We start from the raw sequence: 23642 nt of genomic DNA on the forward strand, positions 1-23642 counted from the left end.
AGGTCACACGCCGTAGGGCAGCGCCCTACGGCGGGCCGCCGGGATCGGCGTTGCCGGTGTCTTCGCGAGCAGCCACAGCGGATTCGAGACCCCCGCGACCGTCTTGTCCTTCAGTCGCACCTGTGACCGCACGTAGGTGCCCGGCTTGACCGTCGTCCGTGCGGTCCCGGTCTTCACGGACACCACCGACGTGGACGGCTGCAGGCCGGTGCCCAGCTTGCCGGTGATGATCTCCAGGGTCGCGCCCTTCGGCAGTTTCGTCGCCGACACGTCGAGCGCCACCGGTGCCGAGCCGACCAGGACCGCGCCCATGTAGGAGACGTCGCCGACGCGCAGGTCCATGGCGCCGCGGTACGAGGTCAGGTCCGTGAACCAGGCGGCGCCCGCCGACAGCGCCCGCAGCAGGTCCGCGCGGCGCTTCGACGGCGACCACACGTGGCTGACGAAGTGCTCCTCGTTTGCGGCCCAGTCGGTCGCGTCATGGTCGTCGCTGGAGCCCAGGGCGGTGAAGAACACGCCGTTGCGGGCCGCGACGTCGAACACCCACAGCAGGTCCTCCAGGGGATCCCGGCCGATCTCGACGAGGTCGACGCCGAGGGCGCCCCGCGTCACGACCAGGTTCGCCAGTTCGTCGCGTTTCGCCACGTCCATCGGGTGGTTCCAGCAGACGAGACCGCCGTGCGCGTGCAGCCAGCGGACCATGGACGCGGTCAGCGCGGCGTCGTTGTCGCGCACCGGCGGGCTCGGAAAGGCGGGCAGCGTCAGGTCGCCGCCGAACCAGTTCAGGTGCCGCACCATCGACACCTCGAGGGCCCGGTACTGCGTCACGTCCGGATACCGGAGCGCGACCGCGTCGATGATCGAGGCGCGCAGCTGCTCGCCGGCCTGGCCCGCGCGGCGGCTCCGGTTGAACGTCAGCCGGTCGGCGACGAACCGGCCCTGCCGGACCTCCAGCGCGAGCCCGGTCAGCGCGTTGTCGCCGGCGACGATGTCGGGCCACAGCTTGGCGATGTCGTCGCGGAGCACGAAGGTGAACCGCTGCCACGCGCCCGGCTGAACGGGCAGCCGGACCGTGCCCTGCGCTCCGTCGGCCTTGTGCGTGACCTTGTCGACGTCGCCGATCTGGTACGCGACGCGCAGGATCCCCTTCCCCGGCTGGTTGGACAGCTGCAGGTCCAGTGTGAGTGCCCCGCCGCTGCCGATCTGCTCCGGCAGCACGTCCAGGGTCAGTGTGGTGTCGTCGACGCAGGCGTTCGCCATCGCGTTCCACGCCACGCCCTCGAAGCGGACCGCGCCGGCGCCGGTGGCGGTGAGCCGCAGCGCCTTGCCGGGGCCGTCGTGCGGCGAGTGCGGGGCCGCGACGAAGTCGGCGCCGTGGCTGCCGGGTTTGCCCACGACGTGCTGCTTCCACGTCCAGGCGAGCCCGTGCTCGGGTTCGGCGGTGCCGTCGAAGTGCACGGCCTGCCGGTGCCCGGCCGCGGCGATGCGGAAGTCGTGGTCGGTGAACCAGACCACGTCGACCTTGTGCTTGCGGGCCTGGTCCAGGTGCGCGGCGTAGCTCGCCACGCCCTCACTGAACGGCCCATGGATGTGCGTCGCCATGCTGACCGGCCGCGGAACCGGAGCCGCAGCAGCAGCCGCAGCCGGAAGCGCGGCCGCAGCCGGCACAGCGGCGGCAGCGAGCAGCACGCCACGCCGGGAAACCCCCGTATCCACCCTCCGACCTTGCCCGCCTTGCCGCGCGTACCGCAGCGGAACAGCGAAAACGCAACGTTGTACGGCGCTCCGCCTCCCCCGTTGCCGAGCCGGAGCGCCGTCCACCGACAAGGATCACGGTTGCCCCGAACGAAAACCTTGCTGAATGCTTGAGGTCGATGTCCCACGATCATGAACGGCTCGAGATCCGGCTCCTCGGCGCCGTGGAGGTCCGCACCGGCGGGCACCCGGCGGCCATCGGGCACCCGAGGCAGCGGGCGGTCCTGGCGGCGCTCGCCGTCGACGCCGGCGCTTCGGTCCGGGTCGACCAGATCGTCGACCGGGTCTGGGGCGAGGAGGTGCCGGACCAGGTCCGCCAGTCCGTCTACGCCTACGTCGCCCGGCTCCGGCACGTGGTGCCGATCGTCCGGCGCGCCCGCGGGTATGTGCTGGACGTCGACCCGGACGTGGTCGACCTGCACCGGTTCCGCCGGCTCGCGGCCACGGCACCGCGCGCGGCGCTGGACCTGTGGCACGGCACGCCGCTCGCCGACGTGGAGGGCGCCTGGGCGGCGGCGACCCGCACGCACTGGCGGCAGGAGCAGCGCGACGCGACGGTCGCCTGGGCCGACGACGAGCTGCGGCGCGGGCGGGCCCCGGCGGTCATCGGACCCCTCGCCGCGGTCGTCGCCGCGCACCCCCTCGCGGAGCAGCCGGTGGAGCGGCTGATGCGGGCGCTGCAGGCCGAGCGGCGCTACGCGGAGGCCCTCGACGTGTACGCCCAGCTGCGCGAACGGCTCGCCGGGGCGCTCGGCGCCAGCCCGGGACCGTCCCTGCAGGCGTTGCACCGCTCGATCCTGCTCGGGGAGACTCCCGCGGCGCAGCCGGAGCCACGGTCCGCCGGAAACGACGGGACGGCGCCATCGGTACCGGCGCAGCTGCCGCTGGATGTGCGCGGGTTCGCCGGGCGGGAGGCGACGATCGCGGAGCTGGACGCGCTCGCCGACGGCACCGACGTGACCAGCACGGCCGTGGTGATCTCGGCGCTGTCCGGGACCGCCGGGGTCGGCAAGACCGCCCTGGCGGTGCACTGGGCGCACCGGGCCGCGCGCCGGTTCCCCGACGGCCAGCTGTACGTCAACCTGCGCGGGTTCGGGCCGCCCGGTGCGGTGGCCGGCGCCGACGAGGCGATGCGGGTCCTGCTCGACGGGCTCGGGGTGCCCGCCGAGCGGGTGCCGGCCGGGATCGACGCGCAGGCGGCGCTGTACCGCAGCGCCATCGCCGGCCGGCGGATGCTGATCCTCGTCGACAACGCCCGCGACGCCCGGCAGGTCCGGCCGTTGCTGCCGGGAGCGCCCGGCTGCCTGGTCCTGGTGACGAGCCGGGACAGCCTCACCGGCCTGGTCGCCGGCGAGGGGGCGGTGCCGCTGCCGCTCGACCTGCTCAGCCGCCGCGAGGCCCGCGAGCTGCTGGCCGGGCGGCTCGGCGCGGACCGGGTGGCGCGCGAGCCGGAGGCGGTCGAGGAGATCGTCGACCGGTGCGCCCGGCTGCCGCTCGCGCTCGCCATCGCCGCCGCGCGGGTCGCCACCGACCCGCGGCGGGCCCTCGGTGACGTCGCCCGCGAGCTCGCCGACGCCGAACACCGGCTCGACCCGTTCGCCGGGACCGACGCCATGACCGACGTGCGGGCCGTGTTCTCGTGGTCCTACCACCGGCTGAGCCCGGCCGCCGCGCGGATGTTCCGCCTGCTCGGGCTGCACCCCGGCGACGACGTCACGGCACCGGTCGCGGCCAGCCTGACCGGCACGCCGGCGCGGCGGGCCGCGGCGGTCCTGGCCGAGCTCGCCGAGGTGCACCTGCTCACCGAGGCGCAGCCCGGCCGGTACGGCTTCCACGACCTGCTGCGGGCCTTCGCCCAGGAGCAGGCGGCCGGCGACCCGGGCGCGCCCGCGGCGCTGCGCCGGCTGTTCGACCACTACCTGCACAGCGCCGCCGACGCCGCGCCGCGGCTGGACCCGTTCCGCGGGAGGGTGCCGCTGCCGCCGGTCGCACCCGGCACGGTGCCGGAGGAGTTCACCGGTCAGGACGACGCGACGGCGTGGTTCGCCGCCGAGTACCGCGCGCTCATGGCCGCCGTATCCCTGACCGCCGGTTCCGACGACCCGGGGCTCGCCCTGCATCCGGCCCGGCTGGCCCGCGCCCTGATCGACTATCAGCAGCGCACCGGGCGCTGGGGCGACGAGCTCGCCGCGCACGACGCCGCGGCGCGGGCCGCCCGGCAGCGCGGCGACCGGCTCGGCGAGGCGTACGCGGCGCACGGGATCGCCCGGGCGAACGGGTATCTCGGCCGGCCCGACGCGGCCCGCGACGCGGGGCTGCGGGCCGCCGAGCTGTACCGCGACGCCGGGCTGCCCGTCGCCGAGGCCGACGCGCACAGCAGCATCGCCGCCGCGATGCTCACCGCGCACCGCCTCCCCGAGGCGCTCGAGCACGCCCGGCGACTGGTCGAGCTCGCCACGGCGCACGGCGGGCCGGTCGACCAGGCGCAGGGGCTCAACACGTACGGCTACACCCTCACGCTGCTCGGCCGGTTCGACGAGGCGCTCGTCCCCCTCGAGCGGGCCCTGGACCTGCAGTCCGCGTCCAGCGACGGGCACGGCGCCGCGTACACCCTCGACAGCATCGCGCTGGTCTGCCTGAGCCTGGGCCGGCTCGACGAGGCGGCCGGGCACTACCGGCGCTCGCTGGAACTGTTCGACCAGGCGGGCGACCGCTTCGGCAAGGTCTTCCCGCTGCGCGGCCTCGGTGACCTGTTCGCCGCGCGCGGCGACCGCGACGCGGCCCGGGAGACCTATGCGCAGGCGCTGCGGATCAGCCGTGAGATGGACGCCAACCCCCGCACGGCGGAGCTGGAGGAACGCATCGGCAAGCTGTGACTACAGCGCCGCGACGTGGATGTCGAGCTCGGCGGGCCGGCGCACCCGGACGTCGTAGCCGAGGTCGCGGACGGCGGCGGCGAGCGCGGCCGGGGTGCGGGGGCGGGCGCCGGCGAGCAGCAGCGCGCGCACCAGGCGGCCCTTGGTGGCCTTGTTGAAGTGGCTGACGACCTTGCCGCCGTGCAGGACGCGGACGCTGACGGCGTTGCGGGGGGTCCACATCCCGGTGTACGCCGAGGACCGCAGGTCCAGCACGAGCATGTCGCCGGCGAGCTCGTCGAGGACCGGGGGCAGCGCCGAGCGCCAGTGCGCGGTGAGGGCGCCGGTGGTGGGCAGCCGCACGCCGATCGAGCAGCGGTACGTCGGGACCCGGTCGGCGGGTCGCAGCGCACCCCACAGGCCGGAGAAGATCAGCAGCTGCTTGCGGGCGCGGGCGAGCGCCGGGCCGGTCAGCGACGCCAGGTCGAGCGCGTCGTAGAGGACGCCGGTGTACAGCGCGGCGGCCGGCACGGCCGGGGCGGTGCGCAGGTGCCCGTTGCGGGCCGCCTCGTCCGCCAGGCCCGGGGTCAGTCCGAGCGTCGCGAGGGCGAGCTCCGGGTCGCCGCTGAGCTTCACCAGGTCGTCGATGACCGCGGTGCGGGCGGCGGACAGCGCCGGCAGGCCGAGCCGGTCGAGGTCCAGGGGCGCGCCGCGGCGCGGGGCGGCGGCCTTCCCCTCGGACGGTGGCAGCAGGATCAGCACCGCCCGAGGGTACAAGGGACTGTTGCGACAGAGCCCTCAGGCGTGCCGGCCGGCCTGCAGGAACGGCATGCCGTGGTGGTTCGTCTGCGCCAGGCGGCTGTTGAGGTTGCCGGCGCTGGCGATCTTGTCGTGGTACGCCTCGCGCCGGCGGGCCACGCAGCCCGTCGGCTTGTCGCTGATCGAGACGAGATCCGGGTCGAGGTGCGTGTTGAGGCCGTCGCGCAGCAGCATGAGCGCCTCGGCGCGCAGCTGGGAGACCCGTGACTCGGTGACACCGAGGTCGTGGGCGATCTCCATCATGGGGCGCTCCTGGAAGAAGTACCCCTTGACGACCTTGCCGAGGCGTTCGGGGAGCGCCTCGACGGCGTTGTGCAGGTAGCCGATCCGTTCCCGGTGCAGGATCAGGTCCTCCGGGCCGGCGGCCCGCTCCGGCACCATGTCCTCGGCGCTGCCGGCCGCGAACCCCTGCAGGGACAGCACCGCGGCCCGCTGCACGTCGTCGTCGATCGACTGGAGCTCGTCGACGCTGACGCCCAGCGCCTCGGCCAGCTCATGGTTGGTCGGGGTGCGTCCGAGCGCCGCGGTCAGTTCCTGTTGCATCGCGTCGGCCTGCCTGGCCCTGGCCCGCACCGACCGGCTCGCCCAGTCCAGCCCGCGCAGCTCGTCGAGGATCGCGCCCCGGATGCGGGTCGTGGCGAAGCTGCCGAACGGGATGCCCCGGCTCGGGTCGAACGCCTTCGCGGCGCCGGCCAGGGCCGCCATGCCGGCGGAGACCAGGTCTTCGCGGCTGACGTGGGCGGGTAGGCGTCCGAGCGTCTGGCGCACCAGATGCCCGACGAGTGGCAGGTGCTCGCGGATCAGATCCTCGAGCTCGCGGCCTTCCAACTGGACCTTGAGCGTGGCACCCTCAAGGGTCGCTGTCATCGGTTCCCCCTCGTGTCTGTGGTGAACCCCGTGCAGGCGGTCCACCTGCTGACACGAAGAACTTTCGGCTACGAAGGGTGCTGGCGCCGTCACTTTCGGGTGCCTTTTGGTTGCGAGACGGTGAGAGTGCTCAGATTCGGCGTGTCGCAGAAACTCGCTCAGCGCGCCGTGGCATTCGAACACCGGTACAGTCGCCCGCGATGAATCTTGTACCGCTCGCACCCCGCCTACGCCGCGTCGCACGCCAGCACTTCGGCTGGGAACAGCTGCGCGCAGGACAGCTTCCGCCGATGCGCGCCCTGCTCAAGCGGCGGGACGCTCTCGTGGTGTTACCCACCGGCGGCGGAAAGTCCGCGATCTACCAGGTCCCGGCGATGCTGCTGCCCGGACCCACTGTCGTCATCTCACCACTCCTCGCGCTGCAGCAGGACCAGATCGCCGGACTGAACCGCCGCCAGGACGGTCAGGCGGTCCGGATCAGCTCGGCGGAGACGCCCAACCAGCAGAAGGCCGCCCTGGAGGCGCTGCGCGCCGGCACCGCCAGGTTCCTGTTCATCACGCCGGAGCAGCTCGGCAACCCCGCCAGGCTGGCGGAGGTGCGTGACCTCAAGCCGAGCATGGTGGCGGTCGACGAGGCGCACTGCGTCTCCGCCTGGGGCTACGACTTCCGCCCCGACTACCTGCAGCTCGGCCACCTCATCCGGGAGCTCGGCGACGGGAAGCGCCGGCCGGTGATCGTGGCCCTCACCGCGACGGCGTCGCCGCCCGTGCGCGCGGACATCACCGAGTCCCTCGGGCTGCACGACCCGTTCACGCACGTCGCCGGCCTCGACCGGGCCAACCTGGAGCTGGCGACGGTGCACTGCACCAGCGACGAGCAGCGCTGGCAGCGGCTGCTCGCCCAGGTGCGGAAGGAGCCGCGGCCCGGGATCGTGTACGCGCCGACGCGGGCCATCGCCGAGCAGTACGCGACCCGGCTCACCGAGCACGGCGTCGAGGCGGTCGCGTTCCACGCCGGGCTCGCGTCCGGTGAGCGGACCCGCCGGTACACCGACTTCATGGCCGACAAGATCCCGGTCATGGTCGCGACCAGCGCCTTCGGCATGGGCGTCGACAAGCCCAACATCCGCTGGGTGCACCACGTGGCGCTGCCGGACTCCCCCGACAGCTACCTGCAGGAGATCGGCCGCGCCGGCCGGGACGGCGAGGCGTCGCGCACGGTGCTGTTCTTCCGGCCCGAGGACGTGTCGCTGCAACGGTTCTTCGCCGCCGGCGCCCCCGACGGCCACGAGCTCACCCAGCTCGCCGCGGCGCTGCGCGAGGGCCCGGTCAGCCGGACCGCCCTCGCCACCCGCAGCGGGCTGCCGGCCCGGAAGGTCACCTCGCTGCTGAGCCTCCTGGAGCAGGTCGGCGCCGTCGAGGTGCTGTCCGGCAACAAGATCGGCACCCCCCGCTACGCGCCCACCCCGGCCGAGGCGTCCCGGCTCGCCCTCGCCCAGTTCGAGCGGCACCAGACGCTGCGGCGATCCAGGATCGACATGATGCGCCAGTACGCGGAGAGCGCCAACTGCCGCGGCAACTCGCTGCTCGCGTACTTCGGCGAACAGGCCGAACGGGCGTGCGGGCACTGCGACAACTGCGCCAACGGCACCGTCGTGGTCGACCCGGTGGTGCCGCACGTGCCGTGGTACCGGCGGATCTTCCGCAGGACCACGACGACCCTTCCCGCGGACGAGATCCCGGTCGTCGACCTGGCGCGGCCGTTCCCGGTGTCGAGCGAGGTCCGGCACACCGCCTGGGGCACCGGCACCGTCATGGCCTACGAGCAGGACCGGGTCGTCGTGCTGTTCGAGGAGGTCGGGTACAAGACGCTGTCGGTGCCGATCGTGCAGAAGTCGAAGCTGCTGGAGCCCGTCTGACCCCGGGTGCGTTCCTGAGGTCCGTGCCCCGGCGGTGGTCGGCAGGCGCCGCTGCCGGCCACCGCCTAGGCTGGGGACATGACTGAGCTGCCCGTCGACCAGCGTGAGTACAACCGCAAGCTGATCGCCGAGTTCCGCGCCTCCGGGCGAAGGATCGAGGACCGGCCGCTCCTGCTGCTCACCACCGCCGGCCGCAGGAGCGGGCAGCCGCGCACGACGCCGATGATGTACATCCGCGTCGACGACGGCATGTATGTCATCGCCTCGAACGCGGGCGCCGTCAATGACCCGGACTGGTTCCGCAACCTGGTCGCCGAGCCGGCCGTCACCGTGGAGGCGGAGGGCGAGGAGTACGCCGCTGTCGCCCGCCCCGTCGCCGATGAGGACCGGCCCGTGCTCTGGACCAGGATCTGTGAGCGCTACCCGTTCTTCACCGAGCACCAGAACGGCGTCGAGCGGAAGATCCCCGTGGTCGAGCTGCTCAGACGGGGCTGATCACCTTCTCGGGCGTCAGGTGCTCGCGGTTGACGGCCTCCTCGACCAGGTCCCCGGCCCACCAGCCGTCGCCGTGGAACTCCTCGGGGATCTCGTCCTCCCACGGATCGAGGCCGAGGCCCTCCATCGCGTCGAACCACGCGTCGCGCCGCGACGCCGGCAGGCGCCCGCCGCACCACGGGCAGTACCCGATCACCGTCATCGACGTGCCGCCGTCCCGGACCGGCAGCCCGTACTCGTCGAACTTCGCGTCGTAGACCACGACCACGTCCGGGTCGTCCTCGCCGTCCTCCGACTCGGACAGGGCCAGTTGAGCACGCATGCCGTCGCAGCAATGTTTACGCACGGCACGCAGTATGGCGGGCCCGTTCTGTCGGGTGTCCGGCAGGAGGACAACTGTCGTTTCGGGGATAGTCCAGGCCCCTGACCACGGTATACGCTCCCGCCACTGGCACGTTCCGGGGATTCGACGCCACCAGGGCGCTCCTAGTGTCATCACCTGAATCGCAAATCCACACCCCCCGCCATACCGAGAGGACCCACCATGAGCGAGTACGACGGCGGCGACACCGGCGCGGACTACGGCCACGTCGAGACCGGCCAGGAGCACGAGTCGCTCGACCAGCTGCACCAGGTCGACGCCAGCGAGTCCGACTACAACAACCAGTTCAACGTCTACGAGCAGGACCACGCGTCGGCCGAGAACACCTCGTTCGACCAGGGCCACCACGTCGAGTACAGCAACCCGGACGGCGCGCACTACGAGGAGTCGGACTTCACGTCCTACGACCACTCGGCCGCCGAGTCGGACCACGTCTTCGCCGCCGAGGGCAGCGAGTCGTCGCACCAGGCCGAGTTCTCGCAGCTCGACGCGCTGCAGGCGCAGCTGGACTCCGCGTTCTCGCAGGCCACCGTCATCGACACCGACACCCCGCCGTCGATCGCCGCCGGCTGATCGTCTGCTTTCGCTCTTTGGACGCCGGCCCGCTACCTCGTGGGCCGGCGTTCCGCGTTTCGTGGTGTTCCGAGCAGCGCGTCGGCGAGGTCGGTGCGGATGTTGAGCACAGTACGGCCGTCGCGGTGCGCGGTGACCAGGCCGGCCGCGCGCAGCGCCGCCAGGTGCTGGGAGACGCCGCCGGCGGTCAACCCGGTCCGCGCCGCGAGGGCCGTCGTCGACGCCGGCGCCGACAGCTCGACCAGCAGCCGCGCCCGGGACCTGCCGAGGACCGCGGCGACCCCGTCCGGCGCGCGGGCGGGCCGCTCCCACAGCCCGCCCGTACCCCGTGGGGGGTACGCCAACTGGGCGAGCCGCCCCGTCGAAACGGTCAGAATCGACGGCCACACGAACACCGACGGGATCAGGACGAGCCCGCCGCCGTCGGGCACGTCGTCCGCCGTGCACCACCGTTGCGCGACCGACAGCGTGTCGTCGGCCCATCGCACCTGCTCGTGCAGGTCGTTGAGCAGGCCGCCGACCCCGTCCGCGGCGAGGGCCCTCGCGCGGGTGAACACCTCCGCCTCGAGCAGCCGCCGGATCCGTGGCCAGTCGGGGGCGAGTGCCACGTCGAAGTAGTCGCCGAGCTGCGTCGCGAGCCGCTCCAGCAGCCCGTCCGGCGGCTTGTCCAGCGACTTGTCCAGCGGCTTGTCCAGCGGCGCCGCTCCGGGCCATTGCGCCGCCACCTCCGCTTCCGGGGTGGCGCGCAACGCCTCCAGCTCCGCCGGCAGCTCCGCGAACAGCCCGGCCGGCGCCGGGGTCAGGAAGTCCGGCACGTACGCCGGGCCCGGCGGCACCAGCCGCCACAGCTCGCTCTCCGTCAGCCGGCCGAGCCGGGGCCTGACCCGGCGGACCCACGGCAGGTGGATCGCGTGGGCGCCGGGGTCGCGCAGCACGCGGATGCTGGCGATCGTCTCCCACAGCGGCGAGATCGCGAACCGCACCCGGGCGACCCCGCCGGCGGACAGTCCGATGGCGACCATGCAGTCCAGACTAAAACGTTGGAGCGGCACCGCCGGCGCCGGAAGGATGGCGGCATGACCGACGCCACGCTGTTCCGTTCCCTGCACAACGCCGCCGACCCGCTCGTCCTCGTCAACGCGTGGGACGCCGCGTCCGCGCGGATCGTCGCCGCCGCCGGCGCCCGAGCGGTCGCCACCACCTCCGCCGGGGTCGCCTGGACGCTCGGGGTGCCCGACGGCGACGCGCTCACCCGGGACGCGATGCTCGTGCACCTGGCCCGGGTCGTCGCCGCCGTGGACGTGCCGGTGACTGCGGACGTCGAGTCGGGCTTCGGCACGGACCCGGACGCCGTCGCCGAGACGCTGCGCGGGGTCGCCGCGGCCGGCGCCGTCGGCGTCAACCTGGAGGACACGCTGCGCGGCGACCGCCCCGGGCTGCGCGACGTCGCCGACCAGGCGGAGCGGATCGCGGCCGCCCGCGCCGCGGCGCCGGACGTCTACATCAACGCGCGCATCGACACGTACCTGCGCGGCGCGGACGACCTCGACGGCACCCTCGCGCGGGCCCGCGCCTACCTGGACGCCGGGGCGAGCGGGATCTTCGTGCCCGGCGTCGTGGACGCGGCCACGATCACCGCGCTCGCCGCCGCCATCCCGGCGCCGCTGAACATCCTCGTCGGCCCGGGCGCGCCGTCCGTCGCGGAGCTCGCCAAGCTGGGCGTGGCCAGGGTCAGCCTCGGCTCGGGCGTGGCGGAGGCGGCCTACACCGTCGCCCGGCGCGTCGCGGAGGAGGCCTTCACCGCGGGCACGTACACGAGCCTCGACGGCGCCGACGGGTACGGCGACCTCAACGCCCTCATGTCCCGCTAGCTGTCACTGCAGCAGCTTCAGCGCCGTCCTGACCGGCAGGCGCTCCACGGTGTGTTCGAAGGACGTCTCGCCCAGGCAGAACCGCTCGAACATGCGCCAGCCCGGCGGGGTCCTCAGCATCGCGTGGAAGAGCCCGGGCCGGCGGCTGAACGTGTCCAGCAGGCGCCGCCCAGCGGTCATCGCCGGGACGAGGGTCCGCTGCACGGCGGTGACGTAGCCGTCGAGGTCGCCGCTCGCCGCCGCCGCGCCGGCGAGGCTGCCGGAGCGCACCGCGAAGCTGATCCCCTCGCGGGTCCACGGCTCCAGCAGGCCCGCCGCGTCACCGGCCACCAGGACCCGGCCGGTCCGCAGCGGCGACGTCGCGGTGCGGCAGCGGGTCAGGTGCCCGGAGTCGTGCACGGGTTCGATGCCGTCCAGGCCGAGCCGGGTGACGAAGTCGCGCAGGTACCGTTTCGTGCGCTCGCCCTGGCCCCGGGCGGCGATCACGCCGACGGTGAGGACGTCGTCCTTCGGGAACACCCACGCGTAGGAGCCCGGCAGCGGGCCCCAGTCGATGAGCAGCCGGCCCTTCCAGCGGGCGGCGACGCCGGCCGGCACCGGCAGTTCGACCTCCAGGCCGAGGTCGACCTGGCCGTACTCGACGCCGGCGTGGCGGGCGGTGATCCCGGACGAGCCGTCGGCGCCGATGACGGTCCGTCCGGTGACGGTTTCGCCGTCCGCCAGCCGTACCACGACCGCGTCGCCGGTCTGCTCGAGCGACCGTGCCGTGACCGACTGCCGGACGACCGCACCGGCCTTCTCCGCGGCGACCCGCAGCGCGTCGTCGAACTGCGGCCGGCGCACCATCAGCAGCAGCGGCCGCCCGCGGCGCCCGGACCGGGCGAACGCCCGCCGGCCGTCGTGGGTGAAGTCGACCCGCGTGATGTGGTCGTCGGCGGGGATGTCGATGCGGTCCGCGACCGCCTGGAGGGTGAACCCGATCAGCCCGCCGCCGCAGGTCTTGTACCGGGGGTGCACCGCCTTCTCCAGCACCAGCGTCCTCGCCCCGCCGGCCGCCGCCGCGTGCGCCGCCGACAGTCCGGCCGGTCCCCCGCCGACGACGACCACGTCCCAGTGCTGCTTGGGTTCACTCACCCGAGCAGCCTAGGAGGTCGGCTTTCACAGGTGAGATTGGCCTCGTGTGATGCAGACGTCATCCGAATGAGTGACCGATCTGTTTCACTGGCGGGATGTCGGCGATCGACCATCTCATCCACGCCAATGAGCAGTACGCGAGCACCTTCCCGGGCCCGCGTCCGCTGCGCCCGCGCCTGCGGCTGACCGTCATCACGTGCATGGACTCGCGCCTGGATCTCTTCGGCGCGCTCGGCCTGGAAATCGGCGACGCGCACCTCATCCGCAACGCCGGCGGCCTGCCGACGGAGGAGGTGCTGCGCTCTCTCGCGATCAGCCAGCGCCGGCTCGGCACCCGCGAGGTCGTCCTGATCCACCACACCGAGTGCGGCATGCAGGGGTTCGACGACGACGAGTTCCGCGCGACGCTGTCCGCCGAGACCGGCCGGACGCCGGGCTGGGACGTGCCCGGCTTCAGCGACCTGCACGACACCATGCGTTCCTCGATCGCCACGGTACGTGAATGCGCCTGGCTGCCACACCGGGAAGACGTGCGCGGGTTCATCTTCGACGTCGGCACCGCGAAGATCGAAGAGGTGCACTGACCCCGGTGCGGTCCTTCGTTGTCACGGGCGGCGGCCGGGGAGTCGGCCGCGCGGTCGTGACCCGGCTGCTCCGCGACGACGCCTCCGCCGTCGTCGTGCTGGAGCACGACCCGGCGGCACTGACCTGGGTCGACGACCAGGTTTTTGCGGGGCGGCTCGTGGGACTCACCGGCGACGCCGGTGACGAGGCGGTCACCGAGCGCGCCGCCGACCTCGCCGAGGCGCGCGGACCCCTCGCGGGCTGGGTCAACAACGCCGCCGTCTTCCGCGACGCGTGGATCGACACGGTGCCGGCGCGCGAGCTCCTCGCCCTGGTGACGGCGAACCTGGCACCGGCCGTGGCGGGCAGCGCCACCGCCGTGCGCCGCTTCCGCGCGGCCGGCCACGGCGGCGCCGTCGTCAACGTCTCCTCCCACCAGGCGCAACGCGCGGTGCGCGGCGCGCTGCCGTACGCGACGGCGAAGGCCGCGATCGAGGGCCTGACCCGCGCCCTCGCCGTCGACCACGGCCCGCACGGCATCCGGGTCAACGCCGTCGCCCTCGGGTCGATAGGGACCGAACGTTCGGCCTCGTACCTTGCCGCCCGCCCACCGGACGAGGCCGCCCACATCGTGGACCAGCTCGCCCAGCTGCACCCGCTGGGGCGGCCCGGCGGCGCGGACGAGGTCGCCGAGGTGGTCGCATTCCTGCTCTCCCCGGCCGCGTCGTTCGTCACCGGGGCGGTGCTGCCGGTCGACGGCGGCCGCGCCGCCAGGGGCGCCGACCCCGAGTCCCGCTGAGCCTTTTCCGGTTCGGCCGTCGAGTCCGGCGCCGCGAGGTAAACAGCGGGGGTTCGCGCGAGGGGCGGCAGGCCGCCACGGACGCCGGTGATGCTGCACGATCGATCCCATGCGATACGGGGGGCGGCTGAACCGCATCGAGTTCACTGCGCTGATCGACCAGCGGGCGAACCGGATCCGCGCGAGCGCCGCCGCGCTGCCGCTGTACGGGATGGCCGGCTGGACCGGTCCGTGCCGGATCGGCAGCTGGGCCTGGGACGACGACCGGCTCGTGCACGCGGGGCTGACGTTCGGCGACCCGGCGTCCGGCGGCTGGGTCGAGGTCGTCACCACCGCCGGCCCGCCGCTGCCGCTGCTCATCGACATGCGGGTCGCGGCCGTGATGCCGCAGCCACCCGAGGACCGCAAGACGTACGAACGCAACCTCCGCGCCGCGTCGACGCCGGCCCCGCACCGGGTCGGGATCACGGTCGACGGCATCCCGAAGCCATTCCAGCGCTGGCCCGACCAGCAGGTGCTGCCGGCGCGGAAGGGCTGGCTGGCGGTCCTCGACGAGGTGCCGGGGCTGCTGCTGCGGGTGTCGGACCTGGCACCGGCGGAGATCCGGCTGGCCAGGGTCGGCGACCTGGAGCCCCACCTGGTCGGGACCAGGGCGCAGCTGCTCGCCGGCTACGACGCGGACCCTTCCGTCTGAATGCTTCCCGGCCGCCGTTCCCCGGCCGCTGCTTCCCGGCCGCCGTTTCCCGATCCGCGCTCAGTACCGCGACGCGAGGGCCTGCGCGAAGTTGACCCGCTGCAGTGCCTCGGCGGCGTGCTGCGGCGAGTACACCACCTCCCGCGCCAGGTAGTGGAACTGCCCCGCCTGCACCGACACGATCATCGGCCCCGACATCGTGTGCGTCTTCGCAGTCAGGAAAAACAACCCGAACAGCAGAAACAGACTCAGCCCACAGGTGAACGGCACCATGATCACGGCCAGGATCGCGCACGCCACGCCCAGCCCGATCCCCCAGCCCGCCGTCGTCGTCATCGGCACCGGCTGCGAGACCACCATCCACCGGCTGCCGTGGATCGGCCAGACCCCGACCGGCGTGTAGATGGCACGACCGTCGACGCGCACGTCACCGATCTGCACATCAGGCCCGGTGTAGGCGGGAAGATCACCGCCGCCGCTGTACGGGATGGGCAACGTCACGTGAGCATTGTGACGTGTCACCCCCCGCCCGCGGGACCCCCACCCGGCCGCCTCGCCCCCGGTCACCCGGTCACCCGGTCACCCGGCCAGCATGCCCTGTACCCCCACCGCAGCGCCCGGGTCGGCCCGCGGCGCCGTACCCCGCCCGCAACGCCCTTTGCCCGACCGCACCGCACCGCACCACCGCACCGCACTGGGCCACTGCACGCACTCGGCCACCGGGCAACTGCGTCACCGCACCGCACGGCACTGGGCCACTGGGCCACCGCACGCGCTCGGCCACCACGTCGCACTGGGCAACCGGGCCAGTACGTCACCGCACCCCACTGGGCCGCACCGGGCCACTGCGCCACCGCGCCGCACCGCGCCGCGCCGCGCCGCGCCGGGCCACCGCACCGCCCCTCGCGACAACGGGACACCGCACCGTGCCGCCATGCCCCGGCCGGGTTGGGCCCGCACCTGGCGGCCGGGCCTGTGGGTAGCGGGTCTGGCGGGCATCGGTGGAGATCTGCTGGTGTTCGGCCTTGATTCCGGTGTGCTGCTGCCGAATGGGCTGGTGTGCTGCGGTACGTCCGCGACGGGGTCGAGCCCGTCCTCGTCCTGCTCGTCATCGCCGTGCTGCGGCACGTCGGGATCGCCGGCACCGCGCCCTTCTGGCTGTTGGCGCTGACGCTGCTGCTCGGCATGGCCTATCAGCAGCCCGCCGTCCAGCGTCGCCTCGCCGCCGGTGACCTCTCCCGCCGTTTGTGGCCCCGGCTCGCGCTCCACATGCTGATGACCTCGGCCGCCATGTACCTGCTCGGTTGGGGGTCGCTGCTCGCCATGGCCCACTTCCACATCATGTCGATGCATCTGGAGTGGTCCGGCGCCCGGGCGTGGCGCCCCGCCGTCGTGTCCAGCGCGGTCTGCATCGGGCTCGGCCAGCTCGCGATCGTGGCCGGCCTGCACAGCTACCTGCCGCAGCCGGAGGTCCACGGTGTCGCCGCCCTGGTCATCGTCGGGGTCGCCACGACCGGGCGGACCCTCGGCCGATCCGTCGCGCGGCAGGAACGCGCGGAGGCCGCCCTGCGCAGCAACGCCGACCGCTTCCGGGTCCTCGTCCAGGACTCGTCCGACATCATCACCGTCAGCACCGCGCAGGGCGACATCACCTATGTCAGCTCCGCCGCCGACCACGTCGTCGGCGTGCCCGCAGAGCAGCTTCTCGGCCGTGGCTTCTGGTCCCTCATCCATCCCGACGACGTCGCCGCCGCCCGCGCCCTGCACACCCGGGTCCTCGCCGCCGGGCCCCACGACAGCCAGCGCGGCGAGCTGCGCGTCCGTTCCGCCGGCGGTGAGTGGCGCTGGCACGAGATCAGCTCCCGGAATCTCCTCGACCACCCGGCGGTCCGCGGCATCGTCGGTCATCACCGTGACATCACCGAACGCCGCGCCGCCCGCGAACGCATCGAATACCAGGCGACCCACGACGCTCTGACCGGGCTCGTCAATGCCCAGACCTTCGTGCCCGCCCTGGAACGCGCCCTGGCCGACCACGCCGGCCCTCTCGGCCTGCTGTTTCTCGACCTGGACGGCTTCAAGCAGGTCAACGACACTCTCGGGCATCACGTCGGCGACGATCTGCTCACCGAGATCGGCCACCTGATCCGCTCCGCCACGAACCCGCGGGACGTCGTCGGCAGGCTCGGCGGCGACGAGTTCGGCGTCCTGCTCCCCCACGTCGCCGACCCGGCCGCCGCGCTCGCCGTGGCCCGCCGCATCGTCACCGCCATCGACCGCGACCTGTCCGTCGCCGGACACCGCGTCCGCGTCGGTTGCAGCATCGGCGTCGCGATGAGCACGCCCGGTGTCGACGCCAAGGACCTGCTCCGCCAGGCGGACCTCGCCATGTACGAAACCAAACGCCTCCGCCGCAATGGCTGCCAGCTCTTCGTCGCGGCGTAGGCCGCAGCTTCGCGACCCCTGCGGCGGTGCCGAGAACAGGACGGCGGGGACGGCACAGGCGCGGTTCATCGCTGCCCCAGGTGCTCCGCGAGCCGGTCGAAGAACTGGCGCCAACCGGCGACGGCATCCTCAGCGCGGGCGGCGTCGGTGGTGAGCCCCTGCTGCCGCATGGTCATCTCGGTGCCGCCGTCACCGGTCGGCTTGAACATCACGCTGACGGTCGAGGCGGTGCCGCTGGTCGTGTCGTCAGGGTGGCCCGTCGTCATGACGAGCCGGGCGGGGGCGTCGAGCTCTCGATAGACACCACCGAGTGCGTGCTCGTTACCGGCGTCGTCGAGCATGACGACCTGCCAGGCGCCGCCCGGCCGGGTCTGCATGACGATGCGGTCCTCCGGCATGGTGAACTCCCGCGGGCCGAACCACCGACTGAAGCCGGCGGGCGTGGTCCACGCCCGGTAGACCCGTTGCGGCTCCGCGGCGAGCTTGCGGGTGATCGAATACTCGGCAGTGTGCACGCTGCGCTCCTTGCCAGTGCGGAGGAGCCGGCCCGGTCGCCGGCTCCCCCGGGGTGTCGTCGCCGGCTCCTCCGACGCGGTCAGGCGTAGGCGGCGGCGAGCCACTCCGACCAGGTCCGCGCCGCCGCCTCCTGGTCGATGTCGGCGAACACGTGATGGCCGGTGAAGAGCATGCCGCCGCCGCCCACGAACCGCAGCAGCGCGTCGTCGGTGCGCACGCCCAGGAAACCGGGCTCCACGACCACGTCGACCACGCCGGTGACGTCCTGCCCCTCGATGGTGAACTGCACCTTGTCGCCCTCGACGACGGGTTCGGTCAGGCCGACGGCGGCGATGACACCGGACCACGCCCGCTCCTGGTCGGACTGCTGCGGGCCGAACGCGGTGACCGGCACCGCGGTGCGACCAGGGAAATGCACCAGATACTGCTCGAGCGTGCGCAGGTAGAGCGGGTTGCCTTTGCGCAGCGCGTCATACTGCTCCTCCCAGTCGCCGGTCAGGATGCCGCTGTGCACCAGCCGCAGCGCGGTGCTCCCACCGTCGCGGCCTTCGACCAGGTACTCGAAAGCCATGAACGCGCCGCTCTCGTCGGGCGTGCCCTGGTAGGCGAAACGGTGCGGCGGCTCCCACGCGGTGACCGTCGACTCGGCGGTGAAGCCGGGCATCGTGAGTGACCCACGACCGCCGACCCGGGGCTCGACCTCGCTCTTGCCCATGAACCACGAGTCGATGCCGGGCCCGGTGGCGATGGCCTCCCAGACCTGCTCGGGCGTTGCCGCGATGTCGATGTCGTGGGTGAGCTCGAATTCGTGCGACATGTCAGGACTCCTTGGTCTCGGGACGGTGCTGAATCTCGATCTGAACGTCGAGGTCGGCGTCGACGGCCGCCGCGTCCATCGGACGCGTGACTTCCGGACGCAGGCTGGGGTGGAGGGCGACAATGACCCGGTGGTCCCGGCCGCCTTCGGCGTGCTCGTCGTGGTAGCGGCTGACCAGCGCGGCCACGGCCGCAGTCAGCTCCTGGGTGAACGCCGCCCGGTCGGCCGCCGACGCGAACCGCACGGTCCCGTCGAGGGCGAAGGTGGCTACCGGCTTGCCTGCCCGGGCCGCCCCGGTGATGAGCGTGCCGACCTCTTTGACGAGTCGGGCCGCGACCGCCAGCAGCCATCGCGCGGACAACCTGTCAGGCGATCTGGCCGGGTCGGGGGCGACGGCCGCGAGCGCCGTCGGCGAGATCACGAACGAGGCGGCGGCGGCCCGCAGCACCCGCTCCGTGACGTTTCCTTTGCGCCGCTCCTCGACCAGCTCGACCAGGCCGTGCGCCTCGAGCGTCCTGAGGTGATAGTTCACCTTCTGCCGGGGCAGTCCGACGATCGCCGCGAGACTGGTCGCCGAATGGGGCTCCACCAGCAACGCCAGCAGCCGCGTCCGGATCGGGTCCAGCGCTACCTCGGCGGCGCCTGACTCCTCGATGACACCCACTTCGAACATGCGAGAACCGTAACCGCCGACAAGTTCCCCTGTCAAGACAGGAAAAATTGTCAGTGCTCGTCGCTACAGTGACCGCTGTGACATCCCAGGTGCGGGGACCCCGGGTCTCCACCATCGAGTTGTTCTTCGATCTCGTGTTCGTCTTCACCGTGACCCAGTTCGCCACCGTGCTGGTCAAGCACGTCGACGTGACTCATGCCCTCCGGGTGCTGCTGATGCTCGGCATCATCTGGTGGATGTATGCGGGCTACGCCTGGCTCACCAACGCGGTGGCCCCGAGCAGCACGCTGCGCCGCACCCTGCTGCTCACCGGCATGGCCGGGTTCATGGTCATCGCCCTGTCGATCCCCTACGCGTTCGACGGTGACGGATGGGCCTTCGGCGTCGGGTATGTCATCGTCACCGCCGTCCACTCCGCCCTGTTCCTGCAGGCCGACGACAACGCCTCCATCGGTGCCGCGATCGCCGGGCTGGCCCCGATCAACGGCACCGCCGCGCTCCTGGTGCTGGTCGGCGGATTCCTCGACGGGCCGTGGCACTACGGGCTGTGGACGGCGGCACTCGCGCTGGTCATCGCCGCGCCGCACCTGCAGCGTATGGGCACCTGGACGATCAACGCGGGACACTTCGCGGAGCGGCACGGGCTGGTCGTCATCGTCGCCATCGGCGAGTCGGTGATCGCGATCGGCCTGGCCTTCGAGGGCATGCACCTCGACCCGTCCACGCTCATCGTGGCGCTGCTGGGCCTGTGCATCGCGTATTACCTGTACTGGAACTACTTCTCCGGCGACGAGACCCGCGCCGAGCACGCACTGCACGCCATCACCGACCCCACCCGCAAGGCCCGCGTCGCAGTCCAGGCCTGGGGCTACGCGCACTACTTCCTGATCGCCGGCATCGTGTTCACCGCGGTCGGCGTGAAGCTGTCGGTGGGTCACGCCCTCGAGCCGCTGCACTGGCCGAGCGCCATCGTCCTGAGCGCCGGCGCCGCCACGTTCCTGCTCGGCCACGCCGCGTTCTTATCGATCCTGAAGGTGCCCGGTGCCTGGTATCGCGTGGCCGCCGCGGCCGGCGTCCTGGCGGTGATCCCGCTCGGACACTGGCGGGCCGTCGCTCAGCTCACCGCGATCCTGGTCGTGATGGCGGCTGCGGTCATCGCCAGGGACCTGAAGACCGTCCGCGTCGAGCACACCACCGCCATTCACGACTTCGGCCGCTGACACGTCCGGACCGGAAACCCCCACGCGCCGGACGGCGATCTTCGCCACGGGAGCGTGCTCGCCCTGCGCGCCAGGCACGTGGGGGTCCGTGACCGCGGGCGACACGTCGCGGTGAGACCACAACGGTCACGGACGCGTCGAACCTGGTGAATTCCGGGAGCGGGCTCCCACGGCCCGGGCAACCCCCACGGCACGGGCAACCCCGACGGCACGCGCGGCACGCGCGGCACGCGCGGCACGCGCGGCACGGGCGGCACGGGCGGCACGGGCGGCACGGGCGGCACGGGCGGCACCGCAGTCCCGTCGACCCGGCCGCCCCTGTCGACCCAGCCACGACACAACTGGCCGCCGTCTGACATCAACCACAACGGACCAGCGCTGACCGCCCCCTACACCACCAGCGCGGAGGTGACCTTGCGCAACCCATGCACTTCGATCGGTGTCATGGGCACATCGAAGCCGGTGCACCTGCTACCACGGGACGACCGGAGGACGGACGACGGTTGTCCACCCGACGGTGGACAGGCGTCGAGCCGGAAGACCTGGGCGGGTAGGTCTCCCGGCTCGACAGTTACCTGAACAAAGAACAGTTACCTGAACAAGGAACAGTTACCGGAGCGTCACGGCCCGGCCGTCACATAGATGATCTGGTTGGCCGTGTTGGCGGGTCCCGCCGTGTTGTTGATGACGTGGTTGATCGTGCCCACGCCGCCGAGCGAGACGCTGACCATGTTGCGGAACTGGATGCCGGACTTCACCGGCACCTCGAAGGAGCGTTCGCCGACGACGGCGGGGTTGACGTTGAAGTAGCAGTAGCTGCCCAACCCCCACGCCTGGTGCGTGTTCACCGAGTCGGCGACCTTGTAGGCGGCCCAGCCCCGGGTGGAGCCGTTCATCCACGCGGCCTGGTTCGGCGGGTCGTAGGGCATCTCGTTCTGGAAGAAGTACGTGCGGCCGCCGTTGCCGTTCCAGATGACCTGGTACTGCTGGTAGTGCTCGACGAACAGCCCGTACATCGTGACGTCGTTGCCGTTGACGACCATGCCGTTCTGGCCCTTGCTGACGGTCCAGCCGTAGGTGCCGGCGTTGCCGTGGTCGGCCCGCCAGACCCACATGTGGTCGCCGATCACGTTGTTGCTGTTGACCTGCAGGCTGACCGTGGCGTTGCCGACGTGGGCGCCGCCGATGCGGAAGTACACGTCGTGCAGCGAGGTCGGGTTGGCGGCGTGCGAGGCCGACGAGCCGGCCGGGCCGAGCTCGACCAGGGTCGGGGAGTTGACCGTGCCGGCGTCGATGAGGATGCCGGCGAGCTTCACGCCGTCGACGTCGGCGACCTTGATCGCGGTGACGCCGCCGTCCGGCACGAACGTCGCCAGGCCGAGGCCCAGGATGACCGTGTTCGGGTTGTTGACCTGCAGTGCCTGGTTCAGGTGGTAGACGCCGGGGGTCACCAGGAGGTGCCGGCCGGCGGCGAGGGCCGCGTTGATCTGCGCCGCGGTGTGGCCGGGGCGGACGATGAAGAACTGGTCGAGGGAGATCGACGAGCCCGCCGGGGTCTTGCCGAACCAGCTGGTGCCGGTCGTGTTGGCCTGCAGCGCCGGGACGAACACCCGGTAGGTGCCGGTGCCGTCGAGGTACAGGAACGGCTTCTCCCGCTGCAGCGGCGTCTGGTTGATGACCGTGTGCGACGGGTTCGGGAAGTTCGGCGGCGGGGCGCCCTGGACGCCCTGGAAGACCATGTTCCACACGGAACCGGCCCAGCTGCCGAGCTCGCTGTTGCGGGTGTACCACTGCTGCTGCGAGCCGGACACGACCCGGCCGTCGACCTTGGTGTCGGCCATGAGACCGCCGGAGGACCAGCCGTCGCCACCGTTCCAGAGCTGGATCTCGTTGTTGGCGCCGCGCAGGTGCATGCGGCGGTACTGCACCGCCTGCGACACCGCCCAGCGCTCGACCTGCACGCCGTTGCCGGTGTTCGGCAGGGTCACGGACAGGTTCTCCGCGCCGCGCCAGAAGTTCTGGGTGGCGTTGCCGCCGAACCAGGTGGCCTCGGCCCGGACGTGGCCGTTGATGTTGACGTCGTCGGGTGAGAAGCCGAGGCCGGCGACCTGGGTGTAGAAGCCGATGTTGGCGTCGATCGTGTGGTTGCCGGGCTTGAACAGCACCGCGTAGCGCTCGGTGCCGAACTGGTTGGTCTCCTGGCCGGCGAAGATCTGGTTGAGCCGGGCCTGCGCGGCCGCCTGCTGTGACGGGTCGTAGACGGAGACGTTGGGGCCGAAGTTCGGGTTCTTCGGGTCGGGCGTCTCGATCGGCCCGGTGCTGGTCGACGTGCTGGGCGACGGCGAGGTCGAGCCACCGGTGCCGGTGTACACCTCGAACTCCCACAGCGACACGCCCCACTGGGTCGCCTTGGCGGTGGCGTTGATCCGCACGTACCGGCCGTTGCCGGTCACGTCGAGGGTCTGCACCCCGCCGGTGCCGGTGGTGGTCGAGTAGATCGAGGTCCACACGGCGTTGTCGGTCGAGGCCTGGATCTGGAAGGCGGTCGCGTACGCGGCCTCCCAGCGCAGGATCACCCGGCAGATCGGCAGGACCGAGCCCAGGTCGACGGTGAGCGACTGCGGGACGACGGCGGCGCTGGCCCAGCGGGTGCCGGTGTTGCCGTCGACGGCGGCGCTGGCGGGCGTGCCGGCGTTCTCGGTCGAGGAGGCGGTGGCCGGGCGGGCGATCGCGCGGTTCGTCGGGCCGCAGGTCTGGCCGGTCGGGGAGAGCTCGCCGTAGACCTGGAACTCCCACAGCGAGTAGCCGTAGGCGGTGTTGCGCACGGTGCCGTACATCCGCACGTAGCGGCCGGTGCCGGTCACGTTGAGCGTCTGGGTGCCGCCCGCGCCGGTGGTCGTGGTGTAGACAGACGTCCAGGTGGCGGCGTCGTTGGAGATCTGGATCTGGAACGCCTTGCCGGAGGCGGCCTCCCAGTTGAGCACGACCTGGGACAGCGCGGCGGGCGCGCCGAGGTCGACCTGGATCCACTGCGGGTCGCTGAACGCGCTGGCCCAGCGGGTGCCGGTGTTGCCGTCGGTGGCGGCGGTGGCGGCGGTGCCGGCGTTCTCACTGGACGAGGCGGTGGTGGGCTTGCCCTGCGAGAGCAGGGTCGGCGCGGCGCTCGCGTTGGGCAGCGCGATCGCGGCGACGGCGGTGGACAGCATCAGCGTGGCGGCCCCACCGAGGAGCCAGCGTCGCAGGG

At 72.5% G+C, this 23642-nt stretch carries 21 protein-coding genes; 10 read left to right on the top strand and 11 right to left on the bottom strand.

The window, feature by feature from the left end; genetic code table 11:
- Positions 1-3: 3 nt before the first annotated feature.
- A complete protein-coding gene (locus Dsi01nite_RS46030) occupies positions 4-1566 on the bottom strand; it encodes a CehA/McbA family metallohydrolase domain-containing protein (protein ID WP_203852792.1) in 1563 nt (520 codons plus the stop codon).
- Positions 1567-1874: 308 nt separating this feature from the next.
- Between Dsi01nite_RS46030 and Dsi01nite_RS46035 the strand changes: the two genes are divergently transcribed.
- Positions 1875-4631, top strand: coding sequence for an AfsR/SARP family transcriptional regulator (locus Dsi01nite_RS46035; RefSeq protein WP_203852793.1), 2757 nt, complete (start codon positions 1875-1877; stop codon positions 4629-4631).
- Here the strand turns inward: Dsi01nite_RS46035 and Dsi01nite_RS46040 are convergent, their stop codons facing one another.
- Complete coding sequence (locus Dsi01nite_RS46040; RefSeq protein WP_203852794.1) at positions 4632-5372, bottom strand: YaaA family protein; 741 nt, start codon at positions 5370-5372, stop codon at positions 4632-4634. It abuts the gene before it with no gap.
- 36 nt (positions 5373-5408) lie between these two features.
- Complete coding sequence (locus Dsi01nite_RS46045; protein ID WP_203852795.1) at positions 5409-6296, bottom strand: sigma-70 family RNA polymerase sigma factor; 888 nt, start codon at positions 6294-6296, stop codon at positions 5409-5411.
- Between the two features lie 200 nt (positions 6297-6496).
- Here Dsi01nite_RS46045 and Dsi01nite_RS46050 point away from each other — a divergent pair, with 200 nt between their 5' ends.
- The gene (locus Dsi01nite_RS46050) at positions 6497-8215 is read left to right on the top strand and encodes a RecQ family ATP-dependent DNA helicase (protein ID WP_203852796.1); all 1719 of its coding nucleotides are present in this window, start codon (positions 6497-6499) and stop codon (positions 8213-8215) included.
- A gap of 78 nt (positions 8216-8293) precedes the next feature.
- Positions 8294-8710 (top strand): nitroreductase/quinone reductase family protein, encoded by a 417-nt coding sequence (locus tag Dsi01nite_RS46055; protein ID WP_203852797.1) that lies wholly within the window; start codon positions 8294-8296, stop codon positions 8708-8710.
- Here the strand turns inward: Dsi01nite_RS46055 and Dsi01nite_RS46060 are convergent.
- Positions 8697-9206: a DUF6980 family protein gene (locus Dsi01nite_RS46060; RefSeq protein ID WP_373318940.1), complete on the bottom strand. Its 510-nt coding sequence runs from the start codon at positions 9204-9206 to the stop codon at positions 8697-8699. The two genes, Dsi01nite_RS46055 and Dsi01nite_RS46060, sit on opposite strands and share 14 nt — an antisense overlap.
- A gap of 48 nt (positions 9207-9254) precedes the next feature.
- Here Dsi01nite_RS46060 and Dsi01nite_RS46065 point away from each other — a divergent pair, with 48 nt between their 5' ends.
- A complete protein-coding gene (locus Dsi01nite_RS46065) occupies positions 9255-9665 on the top strand; it encodes a hypothetical protein (RefSeq protein ID WP_203852799.1) in 411 nt (136 codons plus the stop codon).
- Between the two features lie 32 nt (positions 9666-9697).
- On the opposite strand, the gene Dsi01nite_RS46070 is transcribed toward Dsi01nite_RS46065, so the two are convergent.
- The gene (locus tag Dsi01nite_RS46070; protein ID WP_203852800.1) at positions 9698-10687 is read right to left on the bottom strand and encodes an ArsR/SmtB family transcription factor; all 990 of its coding nucleotides are present in this window, start codon (positions 10685-10687) and stop codon (positions 9698-9700) included.
- Positions 10688-10741: 54 nt separating this feature from the next.
- On the opposite strand from Dsi01nite_RS46070, the gene Dsi01nite_RS46075 reads away from it, so the two are divergent.
- Positions 10742-11536, top strand: coding sequence for an isocitrate lyase/PEP mutase family protein (locus tag Dsi01nite_RS46075; RefSeq protein ID WP_203852801.1), 795 nt, complete (start codon positions 10742-10744; stop codon positions 11534-11536).
- 3 nt (positions 11537-11539) lie between these two features.
- Here the strand turns inward: Dsi01nite_RS46075 and Dsi01nite_RS46080 are convergent, their stop codons facing one another.
- The gene (locus tag Dsi01nite_RS46080) at positions 11540-12670 is read right to left on the bottom strand and encodes a geranylgeranyl reductase family protein (RefSeq protein ID WP_203852802.1); all 1131 of its coding nucleotides are present in this window, start codon (positions 12668-12670) and stop codon (positions 11540-11542) included.
- A gap of 95 nt (positions 12671-12765) precedes the next feature.
- Here Dsi01nite_RS46080 and Dsi01nite_RS46085 point away from each other — a divergent pair, with 95 nt between their 5' ends.
- From Dsi01nite_RS46085 to Dsi01nite_RS46095, 3 genes are all read left to right on the top strand, one after another.
- Positions 12766-13254: a beta-class carbonic anhydrase gene (locus Dsi01nite_RS46085; protein WP_203852803.1), complete on the top strand. Its 489-nt coding sequence runs from the start codon at positions 12766-12768 to the stop codon at positions 13252-13254.
- 5 nt (positions 13255-13259) lie between these two features.
- Positions 13260-14033: an SDR family NAD(P)-dependent oxidoreductase gene (locus Dsi01nite_RS46090; RefSeq protein ID WP_308442136.1), complete on the top strand. Its 774-nt coding sequence runs from the start codon at positions 13260-13262 to the stop codon at positions 14031-14033.
- Between the two features lie 109 nt (positions 14034-14142).
- A complete protein-coding gene (locus Dsi01nite_RS46095) occupies positions 14143-14727 on the top strand; it encodes a hypothetical protein (protein ID WP_203852805.1) in 585 nt (194 codons plus the stop codon).
- Between the two features lie 60 nt (positions 14728-14787).
- Here the strand turns inward: Dsi01nite_RS46095 and Dsi01nite_RS46100 are convergent, their stop codons facing one another.
- Complete coding sequence (locus tag Dsi01nite_RS46100; RefSeq protein WP_203852806.1) at positions 14788-15228, bottom strand: hypothetical protein; 441 nt, start codon at positions 15226-15228, stop codon at positions 14788-14790.
- Between the two features lie 558 nt (positions 15229-15786).
- On the opposite strand from Dsi01nite_RS46100, the gene Dsi01nite_RS46105 reads away from it, so the two are divergent.
- Positions 15787-17172: a diguanylate cyclase domain-containing protein gene (locus Dsi01nite_RS46105; RefSeq protein ID WP_203852807.1), complete on the top strand. Its 1386-nt coding sequence runs from the start codon at positions 15787-15789 to the stop codon at positions 17170-17172.
- 65 nt (positions 17173-17237) lie between these two features.
- Here Dsi01nite_RS46105 and Dsi01nite_RS46110 read toward each other — a convergent pair whose 3' ends face one another.
- From Dsi01nite_RS46110 to Dsi01nite_RS46120, 3 genes are all read right to left on the bottom strand, one after another.
- Positions 17238-17687: an SRPBCC family protein gene (locus tag Dsi01nite_RS46110; protein WP_203852808.1), complete on the bottom strand. Its 450-nt coding sequence runs from the start codon at positions 17685-17687 to the stop codon at positions 17238-17240.
- An 80-nt stretch (positions 17688-17767) separates the two neighbouring features.
- Positions 17768-18505 (bottom strand): SRPBCC family protein, encoded by a 738-nt coding sequence (locus tag Dsi01nite_RS46115; RefSeq protein WP_203852809.1) that lies wholly within the window; start codon positions 18503-18505, stop codon positions 17768-17770.
- Position 18506: 1 nt separating this feature from the next.
- Positions 18507-19178: an ArsR/SmtB family transcription factor gene (locus Dsi01nite_RS46120; protein WP_203852810.1), complete on the bottom strand. Its 672-nt coding sequence runs from the start codon at positions 19176-19178 to the stop codon at positions 18507-18509.
- A 77-nt stretch (positions 19179-19255) separates the two neighbouring features.
- Between Dsi01nite_RS46120 and Dsi01nite_RS46125 the strand changes: the two genes are divergently transcribed.
- Entirely contained in the window at positions 19256-20398 is a 1143-nt protein-coding gene (locus tag Dsi01nite_RS46125) for a low temperature requirement protein A (RefSeq protein ID WP_203852811.1), read from the top strand.
- A gap of 620 nt (positions 20399-21018) precedes the next feature.
- Here Dsi01nite_RS46125 and Dsi01nite_RS46130 read toward each other — a convergent pair.
- Positions 21019-23604, bottom strand: coding sequence for a discoidin domain-containing protein (locus Dsi01nite_RS46130; RefSeq protein WP_203852812.1), 2586 nt, complete (start codon positions 23602-23604; stop codon positions 21019-21021).
- Positions 23605-23642 lie beyond the last annotated feature (38 nt).

The organism is Dactylosporangium siamense (assembly GCF_016862795.1).
Taxonomy (GTDB): Bacteria; Actinomycetota; Actinomycetes; order Mycobacteriales; family Micromonosporaceae; genus Dactylosporangium; species Dactylosporangium siamense.